The following is a 17523-nucleotide window of genomic DNA, read 5'->3' on the forward strand; positions in this document are numbered from 1 at the left end:
CCCCACCCCATGGCAACCTAAATTTTGTTTCTGCCGGATTTTCTCCTCTTTGCCCATAGTCTCTCCCGTTCAGGGGCTACTATTCTAATAAAGTTTGTGAATTTTTTGTTACACCCCTTGCAAAACATGGGAGTAAGTATTATAGTACAGTTAGCACTCGATCAGTACGAGTGCTAAAACATGCAATTCGAGGTGTACCACTCATGGAGAAAAAACAGTTTCAAGCCGAGTCCAAACGGCTGATGGACCTGATGATCAATTCCATTTATACCCACAAAGAGATCTTTCTGCGGGAGATCATTTCCAACGCCAGCGACGCCATTGACAAGCTGGCCTATCTGGCCCTCAGCGATGGCAGCATTGATGTAAAGCCTTCTGACTTTACCATCACTGTGACACCGGACAAAGAGCACCGCACCCTCACCGTCACCGATAACGGCATCGGCATGACCCAGGAGGAGCTGGAGAACAACCTGGGCACCATCGCCCGCAGCGGCTCTCTGCAGTTCAAGCAGGAGATGGGCAAGGACAACGCCGCCGACATCATCGGTCAGTTCGGCGTGGGCTTCTACTCCGCTTTCATGGTGGCCCGCGAGGTCACCGTGCTCACCCGCCGCTTTGGTGAGCAGCAGGCCTACCGCTGGGAGTCCTCCGGCGTGGACGGCTACACCATCACCCCCTGTGAGATGGAGGGCTGGGGCACCCAGGTCATCATGACCATCAAGGACAACACCGAGGAGGAGAACTACGACGAGTATCTGGACAGCAACCACCTCCAGAGCCTCATCAAGAAGTACTCCGACTACATCCGCCACCCCATCCGCATGGTGGTGGAGGACTACCGCATGAAGGAGAAGCCCGCCGACGCCCCCGAGGACTACAAGCCCGAGTGGGAGACGGTGCAGGAGGAGAAGACCATCAACTCCATGGTGCCTCTGTGGCAGCGTCCCCGCTCCAAGGTGGAGCAGGAGGAGTACGACCGCTTCTATCAGGAGAAGTTCATGGACTGGCAGGCTCCCCTGGCCACCATCACCACCTCCTCGGAGGGCACCGTCACCTACAAGGCCCTGCTGTTCATCCCCGGCCAGACTCCCTTTGACTTCTACACCCGGGAGTATGAGAAGGGGCTGCAGCTGTACTCCTCCGGCGTGCTCATCATGGACAAGTGCGCCGATCTGCTCCCCGACTGCTTCCGCTTCGTCAAGGGTGTGGTGGACTCCCCCGACTTCTCTCTGAACATCTCCCGTGAGATGCTCCAGCACACTCGTCAGCTGAAGATCATCGCCACCGCTCTGGAGAAGAAGATCAAAAACGAGCTGGCCAAGATGATGAAGGACGACCGGGAGACCTACGAGAAGTTCTGGGCCGCCTTTGGCCGCCAGCTCAAGTACAGCGTGGTGGACCAGTACGGGGCCAAGAAGGACCTGCTGCGGGATCTGCTGCTGTTCGGGTCCACCGCTTCGGACAAGCTCACCTCTCTGGCCGAGTATGTGGAGCGGATGAAGGAGGGCCAGGAGTATATCTACTACGTCTGCGCCGACTCCGCCGCTCAGGCCGCCTCCCTGCCCCAGGTGGAGCGTGTGGCCGACCGTGGCTTCGAGATTCTCTGCCTCACCGAAGAGGTGGACGAGTTCGTCATGCAGGCTCTGGCCGAGGTGGACGGCAAGAAGATCAAGTCCGTGTCCGACCCCGACGCCCTGCCCGAGACCGACGAGGAGAAGGCCCAGCAGGAGAAGCAGGCCGAGGAGAGTAAGGCTGTGCTGGACTTCGTCAAGGAGACCCTGGGAGACAAGATCAAGGAGGCCCGCATCTCCAAGATTCTCAAGTCCGCCCCCGTGTGCATGACTGCCGACGGCCCCATGTCCCTGGAGATGGAGAAGTACTTCTCCCGCATGGAGGGTGCCCAGGCCGGCATGATGAAGGCGGAGCGCGTGCTGGAGCTCAACCCCAACTCCGATGCCTTTGCCGCTCTGCGCACCGCTGTGGACAGCGGCGACAAGGAGAAGGCCGCCACCTACGTGCAGGTGCTCTACCACCAGGCCCTGCTCATTGCAGGCCTGCCCATTGAGGACGCCGCCGCTTACACCCAGCTGGTGTGCTCCCTGATGAAGTAACCTTCCACTGTTCTCAGCCCTCGCCTGATTTTCTCAGGCGGGGGCTTTTCCTTGACAACGCTCCCAATTTTGCATATACTGTTACGGTACAATGGCTGTGATGGGAAGGAGTACCCACCCGCTTCTGGTTCAGAGAGATGCCGGTTTGGTGCAAGGCATGGCAGAGAGTGTGGGGAAGGTGGTCCCGGAGCTGCGGCGTTGAACATAAGAAGTAAATGCCGCCGTGTCCCTACGTCAGTGGGAAAAGAGTGCGGGCCGAAATTCTCGGCTCGAATTCAGGTGGTACCGCGGACATTTTCAGTTCGCCCTGAGTCTACGACTTGGGGCGAACTTTTTCTATGCAAAGCATAGAAAAAATAGGGATGTGCCATTTCCTCGCCCCTAACGTGGCAACCGGAAATGATGCACAACAAACTGCATGGGCATCCATACATTTCCGTTTTCGCACTTATCTATGCCCATGCAGTTTTTATTGCCCCATAAAGACAAGGAGTGTTGTTATGAAGAAAGAACTGCCCAAGGTCTATGAACCCCAGGAGGTAGAGGGCCGCATCTACGAGATGTGGGAGAAGAACGGCTGCTTTGCCGGGCACCGTGACCCGGACAAGAAGCCCTTCACCATCGTCATGCCGCCCCCCAACGTCACCGGACAGCTGCACATGGGCCACGCCATGGACTGCACCCTCCAGGACATTCTCATTCGCTTCAAGCGGATGCAGGGCTACGCCGCCCTGTGGGTGCCCGGCACCGACCACGCCGGCATCGCCACCCAGATCAAGGTGGAGGAGGAGCTGCGCAAGAAAGAGGGCCTGTCCCGCCACGACCTGGGCCGGGAGAAGTTCCTGGAGCGGGTGTGGGACTGGAAGCACCAGTACGGCAACCGCATTGTGGCCCAGCAGAAGAAGATGGGCGCCTCCTGTGACTGGGACCGCTCCCGGTTCACCATGGACGAGGGCCTGTCCAAGGCCGTGCGCCATGTGTTTGTCTCCCTGTATAAGAAGGGCCTCATCTATAAGGGAAGCCGCATCGTCAACTGGTGCCCCCACTGCGTCACTGCTCTGTCCGACGCCGAGGTGGAGTATCAGGACAAGCCCGGCCACCTGTGGCACCTGCGCTACCCCATCGTGGGTGAGGAGGGCCGCTATGTCATCGTGGCCACCACCCGGCCTGAGACCATGCTGGGCGACACCGGCGTGGCCGTCAACCCCAACGACGAGCGGTACAAGGACCTCATCGGCAAGAAGTGTCTGCTGCCCCTGGTCAACCGGGAGATTCCCATTGTGGCCGACGAGTATGTGGACATGGAGTTCGGCACCGGCTGCGTGAAGATGACCCCCGCCCACGACCCCAACGACTTCGAGGTAGGTCTGCGGTGCAACCTGGAGTCCATCCGGGTGCTGGACGACCACGGCGTGGTCAATGAAAACGGCGGCAAGTACCAGGGCATGGAGCGCTACGAGGCCCGCAAGGCCATCGTGGCCGACCTGGACGAGCTGGGCCTGCTGGAGAAGATCGAGGACCACCAGCACAACGTGGGCACCTGCTACCGCTGCGGCACCGACGTGGAGCCCATCATCTCCGCCCAGTGGTTTGTGAAGATGGGACCCCTGGCCGAGGAGGCCCTGCGGGTGGTGCGGGACGGCGAGACCAAGTTCGTCCCCGAGCGCTTCACCAAGACCTACACCAACTGGATGGAGAACGTCCACGACTGGTGCATCTCCCGTCAGCTGTGGTGGGGCCACCAGATTCCCGCCTGGACCTGCTCCGAGTGCGGCCACATCACCGTGTCCGAGACTGACCCCACCGAGTGCGAGCACTGCCACTCCAAGCACATCACTCAGGAGGAGGACGTGCTGGACACCTGGTTCTCCTCCGCCCTGTGGCCCTTCTCCACTCTGGGCTGGCCGGATGAGAACAGCGAGGACTTCAAGTACTTCTACCCCACCGACGTGCTGGTCACCGGCTACGACATCATCTTCTTCTGGGTGGCCCGGATGATCTTCTCCGGCTGCGCCCACACCGGCAAGACCCCCTTCCACACCGTGTTCATCCACGGCCTGGTGCGGGACGACAAGGGCCGCAAGATGTCCAAGAGCCTGGGCAACGGTATCGACCCCCTGGAGATGGCGGAGAAGTACGGCGCCGACGCCCTGCGCTTCAACCTCATCACCGGCAACAGCCCCGGCAACGACATGCGCTTCTACGTGGAGAAGTGCGAGGCCATGCGCAACTTTGCCAACAAGATTTGGAACGCCAGCCGCTTCGTGATGATGAACCTGACCATCACCGAGAACCAGCTGCCCGACACCCTGGAGCCGGAGGACAAGTGGATCCTCTGCCGCCTGGGCGAGGTCATCAACGAGGTCACTGAGAACATGGAGGCCTATGAGCTGGGCGTAGCCTCCGCCAAGGTCTACGACTTCATCTGGAGCGACTACTGCGACTGGTATATCGAGCTGACCAAGGCCCGCCTCCAGGGCGAGGACGAGGCCGCCAAGGTGCAGGCCCAGCAGGTGCTGGTGTACGTCCTCACCGAGACCCTCAAGCTTCTCCACCCCTTCATGCCCTTCATCACCGAGGAGATCTGGCAGGCTCTGCCCCACCAGGGCGACTTCCTCATGCTCCAGTCCTGGCCCAAGGCTGACCCCGCCTGGGCAGATGTGAAGGCCAAGGAGTCTATGGAGGCCGTCATGGACGTCATCCGTGCCATCCGCGCCCGCCGCTCCGAGATGAACGTGCCCCCCTCCAAGAAGGCCGCTCTCACCATCGTCACCAATGAGGCGGATATCTTCGCCTCCGGCGAGGCCCACCTGAAGCGTCTGGCCTGGTGCTCCTCTGTCACCGTCCAGAAAGAGGACCTCACCGACACCGCCGGCATGGTGTGCGACATCACCCACATGGCCAAGCTGTATATGCCTCTGGCCGAGCTGGTGGATCTGGCCAAGGAGAAGGCCCGCCTGGAGAAGGACCTGGGCAAAAAGAAGGGCGAGCTCAAGGGCCTGGAAGGCAAGCTGTCCAACCCTGGCTTCCTCAACAAGGCTCCCGAGCACGTGGTGGCCGCCGAGAAGGACCGGGCGGAAAAGCTGAAGGTGCTCATTGCCAAGATTGAAGAGCAGCTCAGCGCAATGAACTAAATTTTTCTTCCCCATTCCGGGGTGTGCGTGGCACACCTCGGAATTTTTTTGCTTTTTGGCAGGCTTCGCCACGGTTCCCGTCCCACGCTGGATATAATGAGAGCAATCACAGTTCAGGAGGACAAGCCATGCCCATTACCATTGACAAGCAAAACGGGGCCACCGTCATCTCCGTGCGTGGGGAGATCGACCACCACAGCGCCCGTACCATTATGGAAAACATCGACCACACCATCTCTTCCGCCCTGCCCATGCGCCTGGTGCTGGACCTGTCCAGCGTCACCTTCATGGACAGCTCCGGCATCGCCGTCCTGCTCCGTGCCCTCAGACAGATGGACCAGCTGGGCGGAAATCTGCGGGTGGTGGGGATTCCGCCCCAGCCCCGCCGGGTGCTGGACGCCGCCGGCATCGGACGGCTCATCACATTGGAATAAGGAGGGCTACATAGTGAAAGCTTTGGATCAGACCACCGTGGTGTTCACCTCCCGGTCCGCCAACGAGGGCTTTGCCCGGGCAGTGGCGGCCTGCTTTGCCACCCAGCTGGACCCCACCCTGGACGAAATTGCCGACATCAAAACCGCCGTGTCTGAGGCGGTGACCAACGCCATCGTCCACGCCTACCCCAACACCCTGGGGAAGATCACCATGCGCATGCGGCTACTGGAGGACCTGCAGCTGGAAATTCAAATCAAGGACAGCGGCGTTGGCATCCCCGATGTGGAGCAGGCCCGCACACCTCTATTCACCACTGGGAATGAGGAGCGCTCCGGCATGGGCTTTACCATCATGGAGAGCTTTATGGACACGGTGAAGGTGCGCTCCACCGTGGGCAAGGGCACCACTGTCACCATGCGCCGCCGCATCGCCCGCCGGGTGGGTGGAGGGCAATGAACACCCTGGACACCCTCTCTCTGCTGGACGCCGCCCGGGGCGGAGACAACGACGCCTGTGAGCGGCTGCTGCTGGAAAACAGCGGCCTCATCTGGTCGGTGGCCCGCCGCTACTATGGCCGAGGGGTGGACCCGGAGGACCTGTATCAGCTGGGCTGTCTGGGGTTTCTCAAGGCGGTGCGGGGGTTCGACACCAGCTACGGCACCCAGTTCTCCACCTACGCGGTGCCCAAGATCGCCGGGGAAATCCGCCGCTTCCTCCGGGACGACGGCTCGGTGAAGGTCAGCCGCGGCATCAAGGAGCGGGCCATGGCCCTGCGCCAGTGCCGCCAGGACCTGTACCACCGCCTGGGCCGGGACCCCACCGTGGGGGAGCTGGCCCAGGCCACCGGGTTGGAGCCGGAGGACATCGCCGCCGCCGAGACCGCCACCCTCTCGGTGGCCTCCATCCAGAGTCAGACGGGAGAGGACGGCTTCACCCTGGAGTCCATTCTGGGTTGCGACGGCATGGAGGAGGAAGTGGTGGAGCGGCTGGCCCTGCGCCAGGCCATCGACGCCCTTCCGGACCGAGAGCGAAAGGTCATCCTGCTGCGCTTCTATAAAAACCTCACCCAGGAGCGCACGGCCCGGATTTTGGGGGTCAGTCAGGTCCAAATCTCCCGTATGGAGCGGCGGGCCATCGGGCACCTGCGGGAGTGGCTCACCGAAGAGTCCTTGCCAACCACCGTGGGATAGACTATAATAACAGTTAATTCAGTCTATCCCAAGGAAAGGGTGTGGGTTCCCATGCAAAATACCCTCTACGTGGTGGTCCCCTGCTACAACGAGCAGGAGGTGCTGCCCGAAACCGCGCGGCGGCTGCGGGACAAGCTGCAATATCTGATGAATCGCGGCCGCATCAGCCGCAAAAGCCGCATTCTCTTTGTCAACGACGGCTCCCGGGACGGAACCTGGGAGATCATTGAACGGCTGCACATCGGAAATCATCTCTTTTCCGGCCTCAACCTCAGCCGCAACCGGGGCCACCAGAACGCCCTGCTGGCAGGTCTGATGTACGCCAAGGACCGGGCAGACATGGCCATCTCCATGGACGCCGACCTGCAAGACGACATTGACGCCGTGGACGAGATGGTGGACAAGTACCTGGAAGGGGTGGACATCGTGTACGGTGTGCGCTCCAGCCGGGAGCGGGACACCTTCTTTAAGCGCACCACCGCTGAAGCCTTCTACCGTCTTATGAACGCCCTGGGGGCGGAGACGGTGTTCAACCACGCCGACTACCGCCTCATGTCCCGGCGGGCCCTGGAAGGGCTGTCCCAGTTCCGGGAAGTGAACCTGTTTTTGCGGGGCATCGTCCCCATGATCGGCTACCGCACCGACGTGGTCACCTACGAGCGGGGCGAGCGGTTTGCCGGAGAGAGCAAGTACCCGCTGAAAAAAATGCTGGCCTTCGCTCTGGAGGGCATCACCTCCCTGTCGGTGAAGCCCCTGCGCCTCATCACCGGGCTGGGATTTTTCGTCTTTCTCGTCTCCCTGTTTATGATTCTCTACAACATTATCCGCTGGGTCACGGGCAACACCGTCACGGGCTGGGCCAGCCTATCCTGCTCGGTGTGGCTCATTGGCGGGCTCATTTTGCTCTCTCTGGGGGTAATTGGCGAATATGTGGGCAAGCTATACATGGAGGCCAAAGGCCGTCCCCGCTTCCTTGTCCAGGACGTGGTGGACGAACAAGACTGAGTCTGTCCTAGAAAGTCCTTGCTTTTTCGTCCAACTCAGCATAAAATAGCCTCACAGAGACTATGGGAACCATCCCCTATAAGGAGGCACCGTTATGAATATCAACATCGATCTCAACGACCTGAAGGAGCGCGCCAAGGATCTGGCCCAAAGCGGCATGGCCAAGGCCCTGGAGCTCACCGACACTGGCGTGTCCAAGGCCAAGCAGCTGGCTGAAATCAGCAAGCTCAAGGTACTCAACCTCAGCGAGCAGGACGCCATTCGTCGGGCCTATATGGACCTGGGCCGTCTGTACTACGCCGAGCGGGGCTCCGCTCCCGAGGCCGCCTATGCGGATCTGTGCGACAAGATCACCCGCTCCAAGGCTCAGATTCAGGTCAACGAGCAGCGCATTGCCGATCTCAAGTCCTCCGGCAACCTCACCGACGAGGAAGTGGAGCACGCCTGCGAGGCCGACTTCGAGGACGCCGACTGGGAGTACGTGGGCAACACCCCCACCGAGGACGCCCAGGCCACCGCTGGTCAGGCAGAAGCAGAGGCCCAGGCGGACGACGCCGATGCCACCGACTTTGAGAAGCCCGAGGTCAAGACCGACGATCAGGTGTAACGCCAACCAACACGCAAAAAGACCGTTGCAGAGAGAAATTTCTGCAACGGTCTTTTTCTTCTCACATTTCCCGGCGGCCCTCTATAGCCCGCATCAATGTGGCATCGTCGGCAAACTCCAGGTGGCTGCCCACCGGGATGCCGTAAGCCAGACGGCTGACCTTCACCCCGAAGGGCTTGAGCAGCCGGGAGAGGTACATGGCGGTGGCCTCCCCCTCCGTGTCCGGGTTGGTGGCCATGATGACCTCTTCCACCTCTCCCCCAGACACCCGCTCCACCAGCTGAGCGATGCGCAGGTCGTCGGGGCCCACGTGGTTCATGGGGGAGATGACCCCGTGGAGCACGTGGTACACGCCTTGATACTCGTGGGCTCGCTCCAGGGCGATGACGTCCTTGGGGTCGGCCACCACACACACGGTGTGCTGGTCCCGCCGGGGCGAACTGCACAGGGAGCACAGCCCCTCCCCCTGGGTGAGGTTCTGGCACTTGGGGCAGTAGCCGATGCTCCCCTTGGCCTGGAGGATGGCGTCGGCAAAGGCCTTTGCCTCCTCCTCCGGGCGGCCCAACACGTACAGGGCCAGACGCTGGGCGCTCTTACGCCCCACGCCGGGCAGTTTTGCAAATTGTTCCACTAAGTTTTCCAAAGCCGGGGGAAAATAATCCATGCTCTTGCCTCCAGATCTTGTACTTCTTACTCTGCCACCCGCAGCGCTGCCATGGCGGCGGAAAGGTCAGGGGCCTCATACAGCGCAGAGCCCGCCACCAGCACGTTGGCCCCCGCCTCCACCACACGCCGGGCAGTGGAAGGGTTGATGCCTCCGTCCACCTCCAGGTCACAGCTGGGGTTGTGGGCCTGGATGATCTCCCGAACCCGGGCGATGGTCTTCAGCTGGGACTCCATAAAAGGCTGGCCGCCAAAGCCCGGCTCCACCGTCATCACCAGCACCATGTCCAGCTGGTCAATATAGGGCAGAATGGCCTCCGGGGAGGTGATGGGCCGCAGGGCCACCGCCTTTTTCACGCCGTATTCTCCCATGATGTCCAGGGCCTTCTGGATATTCTGAGGGTGGTCCGACTCCAGGTGAACGCTCACCAAATCCGCCCCCGCCTCACAGAACGGGGCGACATACCGCACCGGCTTGTCGATCATCAGGTGCAAATCCAACTGCATGTCCGTGTGCTTGCGGATGGACCGAACCACCGGAAGGCCCAGGGTTATGTTGGGCACAAACGCCCCATCCATCACATCCACATGGAGCAGGTCGGCGGTTTGGACCCGCTGGATCTCCCGCTCCAGATTGCAAAAATCTGCTGATAAAATGGATGGCGCAATCTTCACCATGTTCTCTTTCACCTTTGTCTTTCTTCTCCGATTCTTTTACCTTCTCTCAGGGGGTGGGGGAGCACACCGCCCACGGGCCATCCTCATAGGATACCACAAGCGGATACCGCGGTCGGCTGCCCGGGCGTTCTCCCCCCATCTCCCACGCGCGCCCGGTCTCCGGGCCGACAGCGTGCCGCATTGGCATAGCCGTCCGGCAAAGGATTCCCCTTTGCCGGACGGCAATTGGAAGTTATTCGTAGACGCAGGAGGTGGCCACTTCGCTCACCTGATATCCTGCCTTGGCCAGGGAGGACAGAATCTCCTCCTTGTGCTGGTGGCCAAAGGCCTCCAGGGTCACCTTCAGCTCCACACCAGCCTGACGGTTGATGTTGACAAACTGGTTGTGGTCCAGCTTGATGATGTTGCCGTTTTCTCGGGCCACCAGCTCCGCCACACGGAGCAGCTCGCCGGGCCGGTCAGGCAGCTGCACCGAGAAGGTGAAGATGCGGCCCCGGTTGATGAGCCCGTGCTGCACCAGGGAGGAGATGGTGATCACGTCCATATTGCCGCCGGAGAGCACCGACACCACATTCTTGCCCTTGCACTCCAGATGGCGCAGGGCGGCGATGGTGAGCAGGCCTGCGTTCTCCACCACCATCTTGTGCTTCTCCATCACATCCAGGAAGGCGTCCACCAGCTCTCCATCTCCGATGGTGAGGATGTCGTCCACGTTCTTCTGGATGTAGGGGAACACCAGGTCTCCGGGGGTCTTCACCGCCACGCCGTCGGCAATGGTGTTCACGGTGGGCAGGGTGACCACGTGCCCGGCCTCGATACTGGCCTTCATGGACGCCGCCCCCGTGGGCTCTACGCCGATGACCTGCACCGAGGGGTTGAGCAGCTTGGCCAGGGTGGCCACGCCAGCGGCCAGACCGCCGCCGCCGATGGGCACCAAGATCACATCCACATCCGGCAGGTCCTTGAAAATCTCATAGGCAATGGTGCCTTGGCCCGTGGACACGGTGAGGTCGTTGAAGGGGTGTACATAAGTGTATCCCTCCTCCTGACTCATCAGGGCCGCCATAGACGCTGCATCATCAAAGGTCTCTCCGTGCAAAATAACACGGGCGCCGTAGTCCTTGGTGTTGTTGACCTTCACCAGGGGCGTGGTGGTGGGCATGATGATGGTGGCGGGAATGCCGGCGGCCTGAGCCGCATAGGCCACGCCCTGGGCGTGGTTGCCCGCCGAAGCGGTAATCAGCCCCCGCTCCTTCTCCTTCTGGGTGAGGGTGGAGCACTTAAAGTAAGCGCCCCGGATTTTGTAGGCCCCGGTCACCTGCATGTTCTCCGGCTTGATGTAGACATGGTTGCCGGTGGACTTGGAGAAGAAGGTGCTGTAAATCAGGTCCGTGGGGTGGAGCACACCTTCCAGAACCTTTCTGGCCTGTTTGAAATTTTCTAGGGTCATCATGGCTGTACACCTGCCTATTTTATCATTCAAGCTCTCATTTTAACCCACCAAATGGGGAAAGTCAATGCCTTGACCTGCGCTGCATTTTCTTGACACCCCCACTTTAGTGCGTTACAATAAAGCCAATATCACGCTGGTAGAAAGGAGCGTGCGCTGTGGCTTTCATTCGCAAAAAAAGCGTCCTCCCCATTTATATGGTGGGAGGTACCTGGCTGGTGTGGTCTCTGGCCGCCCCTCTGTATAAACCCACCCACTATATCATGGCCGGTCTGGCCTCTGCGGCGGTGTACTATCTGGGCAAGATCATCTTCCCGGACCGGGGCTACGAACTGGATGACCCGGAAGAGGAGGCCTCTGAGCCCCAGGCCCAGAAAACTCAGGCTGAGCCGGTCAGCCCCGAGGTCCAGCAGCTGCTCCAAGAGCGGGACCGGGCCGTATCCGAAATGCGCCGACTCAATGACTCCATTCAGGACCAAACCCTCTCTCAGCAGATCGACCGCTTGGAGCACACCACTCAGAAGATCATGGACGCGGTGGCCAAGAGCCCGGACAAGCTGCCTCAAATCCGCCGTTTCCTCAACTATTATCTCCCCACCACCCTGAAGCTGCTCAACGCCTATGACCGCATGGACGCCACCGGGGTGGAGGGTGCCAACATCGACGGCACCAAGGGGCGCATCGAAGACATCATGTCCACCATCTGCACCGCCTTTGACCGCCAACTGGACGCCCTGTACGGCCAGGAGGCCATGGACATCAGCACCGACATCGACGTACTGGAACAGATGCTGGCCCGGGAAGGCCTGGGTGATATGAATCTGTCCGCCGATGACACCCAAAAATGACCCGTAGGAGGAATGTACCATGAACGACCATCCCGATTTCACCCCCACCCTCACCTTGAATCCCACCCTGGACTCCTCTGCCCCCGCTGCGCCCGCCGCTCCCACGCCTGCTCCTCAGGAGGCCATGGCAGAGATTCAACTCTCCCCCCAGGAGCAGCAGATGGTGGAGGACTTTGCCCAGAAAATTGACCTCACCGACACCGCCATGGTGCTCCAGTACGGCGCTGCCGCCCAGAAGAACATTGCCGACTTCTCGGAAAACGCCCTGAACAACGTGCGCACCAAGGACCTGGGCCAGGTAGGTCAGGCCCTGTCCTCCCTGGTGGTGGAGCTGAAGACCTTTGGCGAGGAGGAGAAAAGCGGCATCTTCGGCTTCTTCCAGAAGAAGAAAAAGGAGGCCATGGCCCTGAAGGCCAGCTTTGACAAGGCCGATGCCAACGTGGATAAGATCGTGGCAGTGCTGGAAAACCACCAGCTGACCCTGATGAAGGACATCGCCATGCTGGACCAGATGTACGATCTGAACACCAAATATTATAAGGAGCTGACCATGTATATCCTGGCGGGCAAGAAGGCTCTGGAAAAGGCCCGCACCGAGACCCTGGCCCAGCTCCAGCAGACCGCCACCCAGACCAAAACCCAGGAGGCGGCCCAGAAGTACAACGACTACGCCAACCTGTGCAACCGCTTTGAAAAGAAGCTCCACGACCTGGAACTGACCCGCATGGTGTCCATCCAGATGGGCCCCCAGACCCGGATGATTCAAAACAACGACGCCTTGATGCTGGAGAAGATTCAGTCCTCTCTGGTCAACACCATTCCTCTTTGGAAGAGCCAGATGGTGCTGGCCTTAGGGTTAGAGCACTCCCGTCAGGCCGCCGCAGCCCAGAGCGCTGTGTCGGATATGACCAACCAGCTGCTGCAAAAGAACGCAGAGATGCTCCACATGGGCACCGTGGAGGCCGCCCGGGAGTCCGAGCGGGGCATTGTGGACCTGGAGACCCTTCAACACACCAACCAGCGGCTCATCGCCACCCTGGACGAGGTCATGGACATCCAGACCCAGGGCGCACAGAAGCGCCGGGAGGCAGAGGCGGAACTTCAGCGCATCGAGGGCGAGTTGAAGCAGAAGCTGCTGGAACTGCGGGGCTGATCCCCGGGGTGACCTTGGATGAAACTATTCAAACGAACCGGCGTGGCCGTCCTACTCACCGTCATGATGATCATCCTGGCGGTGGGAATTGGTCTGGCCCGCCGACCCGGCAGCGGCGGACACGTTGCCACCACCCAAGATGCCCCGTGGTTTGTCTCTGACCAAGCCGGGGTGCTCAGCTCCTCCGGCATTAAGCAGTTGGAGAGCAACAACCGCTCTCTGGACAGCTCCATGGGTGTGGTCATCGGCTGCGTCACCTGCAACTATGGAAAAGCCGACCTGGGCAACTACGCCATGGAACAGGCCGAAAAAATGGGCCTGGGCGCCAACGATTTTATCGTCGTGCTGGATATCTCGGGGGAGAACTACTGGCTCATTCAGGGCAGCGGTCTCACCGATCTGTTCACCGACGATGACTGCGCCGCCTATGCCCATGAATATATGGAGGAGCCCTTTGCCAAGGGAGACTATACCCAGGCCCTGCTCTCCCTCTCCGACGCTCTGACCCAGTGGTATCAGACCCACTATCTGGCCTGACTTGGGAGGTATTATGGATATCTTAATCATCTTCCTGCTGATACTTGTGGTGCTGGCCCTGAGGGAGGGCTCCCGGTACCGCCAGTATCGGGGCGGCTACTACGGCCCCAACTACATGTACCGTCCCTTCTGGATGTTCCCCCCTCGTCCCCATCACCATCATCACCACCACCCTCACCCGCCCATGGGTGGGCGGCCTATGGGTGGACGGCCGGGACATGGCCCCACCACCTCCTTCCGCGGTCCCCGTCCCGGCGGCGGGTTCGGCGGTGGACGCTCCAGCCGCCCTGGCAGTTTCGGAGGCGGTCGCTCCTTCGGGGGCGGCGGGCGTTCGTTCGGGGGTGGCCGCTCTTTTGGCGGCGGTGGAGGCCGTTCCTTCGGCGGTGGCCGAGGCGGCGGACGGCGCTGACTCAAACAAGGCTGCAAGAGCATACCCCTCTTGCAGCCTTTTCTACTGCCCCCCACAGAGGTACACCAAATTTCCACCACAAGAGGTGATTTTGTTGAAATCCCGTATCAAGCACACGCCCCTGCTATACGCTCTGGCCTTTCTCGTCCCCGCCCTGCTCCTGCTGGTGGTCTATGCCCGTTTGGGACTGGCCCCCTGGGGGGACAACACCATTCTGATGTCCGACATGTCCTCCCAGTATGTGGAGTTCTTCTGTGCCTTGAAGCACGGGGATGTGTTTTTCTCCTGGTCCAAGGCCCTGGGCACCTCCTACATCGGGGTGTTCTCCTATTACGTCTCCAGTCCCCTGTCCCTGCTCACTTTGCTGGTGCCCAATGAGTACATGCCCATGGGATTGATGTTCCTCACGGTGTTGAAGGTGGGACTGGCGGGGCTGACCTGCTGCATCTTCCTGCGCTCCTACCTCCGGCACAGCGCCCTGTTTCTCCCCATGCTCTCCACCTGCTACGCCCTGTGCTCCTACACCGCCGCCTACTCCCTGTGCATCATGTGGCTGGATGGGCTCATCTGGCTGCCTGTCATCCTCTTAGGGTTGGAGCGGATTCTGGCAGGACAGCGGCCCTGGCTGTTCTTTGGCAGCTTGGTGGTGTGCTTTGTCTCCACCTGGTACATCTCCTACATGATCGGTATCTTCTGCTGTGTGTGGCTGGTCTATCGGGAGTGGTGTGAGGTCCCTGCGTGGAAGGACCTGTTACGCCACATCCGGTCTTTCCTCCTCTCCGCTCTGGCCGCCCTGGGGGTCACCGCCTGGATGTGGGTACCCTCCCTGCTGGCCATTTTCAGCGGAAAGCTGGGGGACGCCACCATGGACTACTCCAGCCTCACCAACTTCCCCCTGTGGCAGCTGCCCAGCCGCCTGTTCTCCGGCCAACCAGCGGGTCTGACCAACTCTGCCCTGCCCTATCTGTTCTGCGGAACTGTGATCTTGATGCTGGCGCTAGTCTTTTTCTTCTCCCCAGCCATTTCCGGCCGGAACAAGCTGGCCGCTCTGGCAGTGTTGGTAGTGCTGGTGCTCTCTCTGTGGCTGTCCCCTCTGGACAAGGTGTGGCACCTCTTCCAAATGCCCAACTGGTTCCCCTATCGGTACAGCTTCGTCTTCTCCTTCTTTCTGGTGGTTCTGGCTGGCCAAGTATTGGCCGCCCTGCCAAAGTCCTTCCCCACCTGGAAGCTGGCCCCGGTGGTCACCCTGGTGCTGTTCTGTCTCACCGCCTGGGAGCTGGGCTACAACACCCAGACCACCATGCTGGACATTCGGGAGGTGTTCCACTGCCAGTCCTACGCCGACTACGTGGCCTACTATCAGGAGAATGAGGCTCTGGTGGAACAGGCTCAGGAGGCGGACACCGACTTCTACCGCATGGCGGCCACCTACGACCGGGGCGACAACAGCCCCCTCTCCTTCGGCTATGCCGGGATCACCCACTACAGCAGCATTTACAACAAACAGGTCAACAACTTCCTAAAGCAGCTGGGCTTTGCCCAGGGCTGGATGTGGAGCGTCTACTACGGCTCCACCCCCGTCACCGACAGCCTGCTGGGAGTCCGCTATGTGCTCAGCGACCAGGAGTTCCCCGGCTATGAAGAGGCGGGCCACAGCGGCAGTCTGACCCTATGGGAAAACCCGGACGCTCTGCCCCTGGCCTATGTTGCTCAGGGCCAAGTGACCACCGAACTTCCCCGTGGATACACCCCCTTCCAGACGCAAAATGACCTTTTGACCCAGCTCACCGGGTCCACCCAAGAGGTATTCTCCTCTATTGATTTGGAGGTACAGGAAGGTGCTAACCAGATCACCCTGCGCATCCACGGCACCGGGAATCCCGTCTACGCCTATCTGGACCAAAACGGGTTCACCGCTCTGTCTGTGGACGGCGAGTACCGCTGTTCCCTCACCCCCTATGAGGAGCAGCGCATCCATTACCTGGACACTCCTGATGAGGGTGAGACCCTGGAGGTAACCATCGCCTGTAACACCACCCTGTCCAGCCTGGACTGGGAAGCCCTGGTGCAGCAGCTGGACCAGGACGCCCTCCGAGATGCGCTGGCCCTGTTGGACAACACCCAGGTGGATACAGTCACCAACTCCCGCGTCTCCCTCCAGGCCACCGCCGACACACCCTCCACTCTGGTCACCACCATCCCCGCCGAGGACGGCTGGACGGCCTATGTGGACGGGAAAAAGGTGGACACCGGGGTGTGCTGGGACACCTTCCTCACCGTGGAACTCACCCCCGGCACCCACCAGGTCACCTTCCGCTACACCTCGCCCGGGCTCACCCTGGGCCTTGGGCTGGGCGGTATCACCGTTGTGGCTTTCGTGGGCTGGCTGGTGTGGAAATGCAAAAAGCCTGATGGACTCAAAATGCCGTGGTGCAACCAAGCACCACGGCATTTTTCTGGTCAATGTTCTTTTGTGGGCTCCTCGGCCAAGGGGCGGCGGCGATACTCTCTGGGCCCCCACTCGGGCAGGGGCAGGCGCTGCATGGCTCCAAACACATAGTTTTTCAGATTGGGGTAGGTCTTGGACAGCTCCGCCACCAGTTCCTTCACCTCCTGACGGCGGGTGTTACCATCCGCCGGACAGGGGTTGTGGACGATGGGCAGGTTGTGCCGCTGGGCAGCTCCCCGCACCATCCCCTCCCCGCAGTAGAGCAGGGGGCGAATCTGGGTGATGCCCATGCGGTCCAGGTAGGTCACAGGCTGGAAGCAGGACAGCCGCCCCTCATAGAAGAGGGAGAGGAAGAAGGTCTCCACAGCATCGTCGTAGTGGTGGCCCAAGGCGATCTTATTCAGCCCCAGCTCGGCCATGGCATTGTGGAGAGCCCCCCGGCGCATCTTAGCGCACATGGAGCAGGGATTCTTTTCCTTGCGCACATTAAAAATAATGTCAAAGATCTGGGTCGGGATGATATGATAGGGCACCTCCAGCTGGTCACACAGGGTTTGCACCGGGCCGAAGTCCATCTCCGGCACGCCGGGATGCACCGTCAAGGCGTGGAGCTCAAAGGGCTCGGGGTAGAATTTTTGCAGCCGGGCCATGGCGGTGAGCAGCACCAGGGAGTCCTTCCCCCCCGAAACCCCCACAGCGATACGGTCTCCGGGCTGAATCATATCATAATCCTCAATACAACGGCGCAAATGGGATAAAATCAGCTGCATTTGTTTGACCTCCAAATAGTAAAATGAAAACGAGATTTTAAGAGCATTCAAGAGAACACATGAGAATACAGGAGTATATAA

At 60.4% G+C, this 17523-nt stretch carries 16 protein-coding genes and 1 other annotated feature; of the genes, 12 read left to right on the top strand and 4 right to left on the bottom strand.

Features of this window, described 5'->3' with window-relative positions:
* Positions 1-203 precede the first annotated feature (203 nt).
* The 7 genes from htpG (at position 204) to B5F22_RS04190 (ending at position 8485) form a co-directional block, all read left to right on the top strand.
* Positions 204-2114, top strand: a complete 1911-nt coding sequence (gene htpG / locus B5F22_RS04160) for a molecular chaperone HtpG (RefSeq protein ID WP_087391202.1) — start codon at positions 204-206, stop codon at positions 2112-2114.
* A gap of 88 nt (positions 2115-2202) precedes the next feature.
* Positions 2203-2427 (top strand) — a binding site (T-box leader).
* Positions 2428-2614: 187 nt separating this feature from the next.
* Positions 2615-5248 (top strand): valine--tRNA ligase, encoded by a 2634-nt coding sequence (locus B5F22_RS04165; protein WP_087391205.1) that lies wholly within the window; start codon positions 2615-2617, stop codon positions 5246-5248.
* A gap of 128 nt (positions 5249-5376) precedes the next feature.
* A complete protein-coding gene (locus B5F22_RS04170; protein WP_087230842.1) occupies positions 5377-5682 on the top strand; it encodes an STAS domain-containing protein in 306 nt (101 codons plus the stop codon).
* A gap of 13 nt (positions 5683-5695) precedes the next feature.
* On the top strand, positions 5696-6139 hold the full coding sequence (spoIIAB, locus tag B5F22_RS04175; protein ID WP_087230845.1) for an anti-sigma F factor: 444 nt from the start codon (positions 5696-5698) through the stop codon (positions 6137-6139).
* On the top strand, positions 6136-6873 hold the full coding sequence (locus tag B5F22_RS04180; RefSeq protein ID WP_087391208.1) for a sigma-70 family RNA polymerase sigma factor: 738 nt from the start codon (positions 6136-6138) through the stop codon (positions 6871-6873). Before spoIIAB ends, B5F22_RS04180 begins: the two co-directional genes overlap by 4 nt.
* 51 nt (positions 6874-6924) lie before the next feature.
* Positions 6925-7878, top strand: coding sequence for a glycosyltransferase family 2 protein (locus B5F22_RS04185; protein ID WP_087391211.1), 954 nt, complete (start codon positions 6925-6927; stop codon positions 7876-7878).
* 94 nt (positions 7879-7972) lie between these two features.
* Positions 7973-8485, top strand: coding sequence for a hypothetical protein (locus B5F22_RS04190; protein WP_087391214.1), 513 nt, complete (start codon positions 7973-7975; stop codon positions 8483-8485).
* A 61-nt stretch (positions 8486-8546) separates the two neighbouring features.
* Here the strand turns inward: B5F22_RS04190 and recR are convergent, their stop codons facing one another.
* The 3 genes from recR to ilvA all read right to left on the bottom strand — a co-directional run bounded on the left by recR (position 8547) and on the right by ilvA (position 11279).
* Entirely contained in the window at positions 8547-9149 is a 603-nt protein-coding gene (gene recR / locus B5F22_RS04195; RefSeq protein ID WP_087391217.1) for a recombination mediator RecR, read from the bottom strand.
* Between the two features lie 26 nt (positions 9150-9175).
* Positions 9176-9826, bottom strand: a complete 651-nt coding sequence (rpe, locus tag B5F22_RS04200) for a ribulose-phosphate 3-epimerase (protein WP_087391220.1) — start codon at positions 9824-9826, stop codon at positions 9176-9178.
* A 232-nt stretch (positions 9827-10058) separates the two neighbouring features.
* A complete protein-coding gene (gene ilvA, locus B5F22_RS04205) occupies positions 10059-11279 on the bottom strand; it encodes a threonine ammonia-lyase (protein WP_087391223.1) in 1221 nt (406 codons plus the stop codon).
* Between the two features lie 155 nt (positions 11280-11434).
* On the opposite strand from ilvA, the gene B5F22_RS04210 reads away from it, so the two are divergent.
* From B5F22_RS04210 to B5F22_RS04230, 5 genes are all read left to right on the top strand, one after another.
* The gene (locus B5F22_RS04210) at positions 11435-12124 is read left to right on the top strand and encodes a 5-bromo-4-chloroindolyl phosphate hydrolysis family protein (RefSeq protein WP_242955056.1); all 690 of its coding nucleotides are present in this window, start codon (positions 11435-11437) and stop codon (positions 12122-12124) included.
* Positions 12125-12143: 19 nt separating this feature from the next.
* Positions 12144-13277, top strand: a complete 1134-nt coding sequence (locus B5F22_RS04215; RefSeq protein WP_087391227.1) for a toxic anion resistance protein — start codon at positions 12144-12146, stop codon at positions 13275-13277.
* Positions 13278-13295: 18 nt separating this feature from the next.
* On the top strand, positions 13296-13814 hold the full coding sequence (locus B5F22_RS04220; RefSeq protein WP_087391230.1) for a TPM domain-containing protein: 519 nt from the start codon (positions 13296-13298) through the stop codon (positions 13812-13814).
* Positions 13815-13827: 13 nt separating this feature from the next.
* Complete coding sequence (locus B5F22_RS12260) at positions 13828-14223, top strand: hypothetical protein (RefSeq protein WP_158096616.1); 396 nt, start codon at positions 13828-13830, stop codon at positions 14221-14223.
* Positions 14224-14317: 94 nt separating this feature from the next.
* The gene (locus B5F22_RS04230) at positions 14318-16783 is read left to right on the top strand and encodes a YfhO family protein (protein ID WP_158096617.1); all 2466 of its coding nucleotides are present in this window, start codon (positions 14318-14320) and stop codon (positions 16781-16783) included.
* Here the strand turns inward: B5F22_RS04230 and B5F22_RS04235 are convergent.
* Positions 16684-17442 (bottom strand): tRNA 2-thiocytidine biosynthesis TtcA family protein, encoded by a 759-nt coding sequence (locus B5F22_RS04235; RefSeq protein WP_087391234.1) that lies wholly within the window; start codon positions 17440-17442, stop codon positions 16684-16686. The two genes, B5F22_RS04230 and B5F22_RS04235, sit on opposite strands and share 100 nt — an antisense overlap.
* Between the last annotated feature and the right edge of the window lie 81 nt (positions 17443-17523).

The organism is Pseudoflavonifractor sp. An187 (assembly GCF_002160275.1).
GTDB classification, from domain to species: domain Bacteria; phylum Bacillota; class Clostridia; order Oscillospirales; family Oscillospiraceae; genus Enterenecus; species Enterenecus faecium.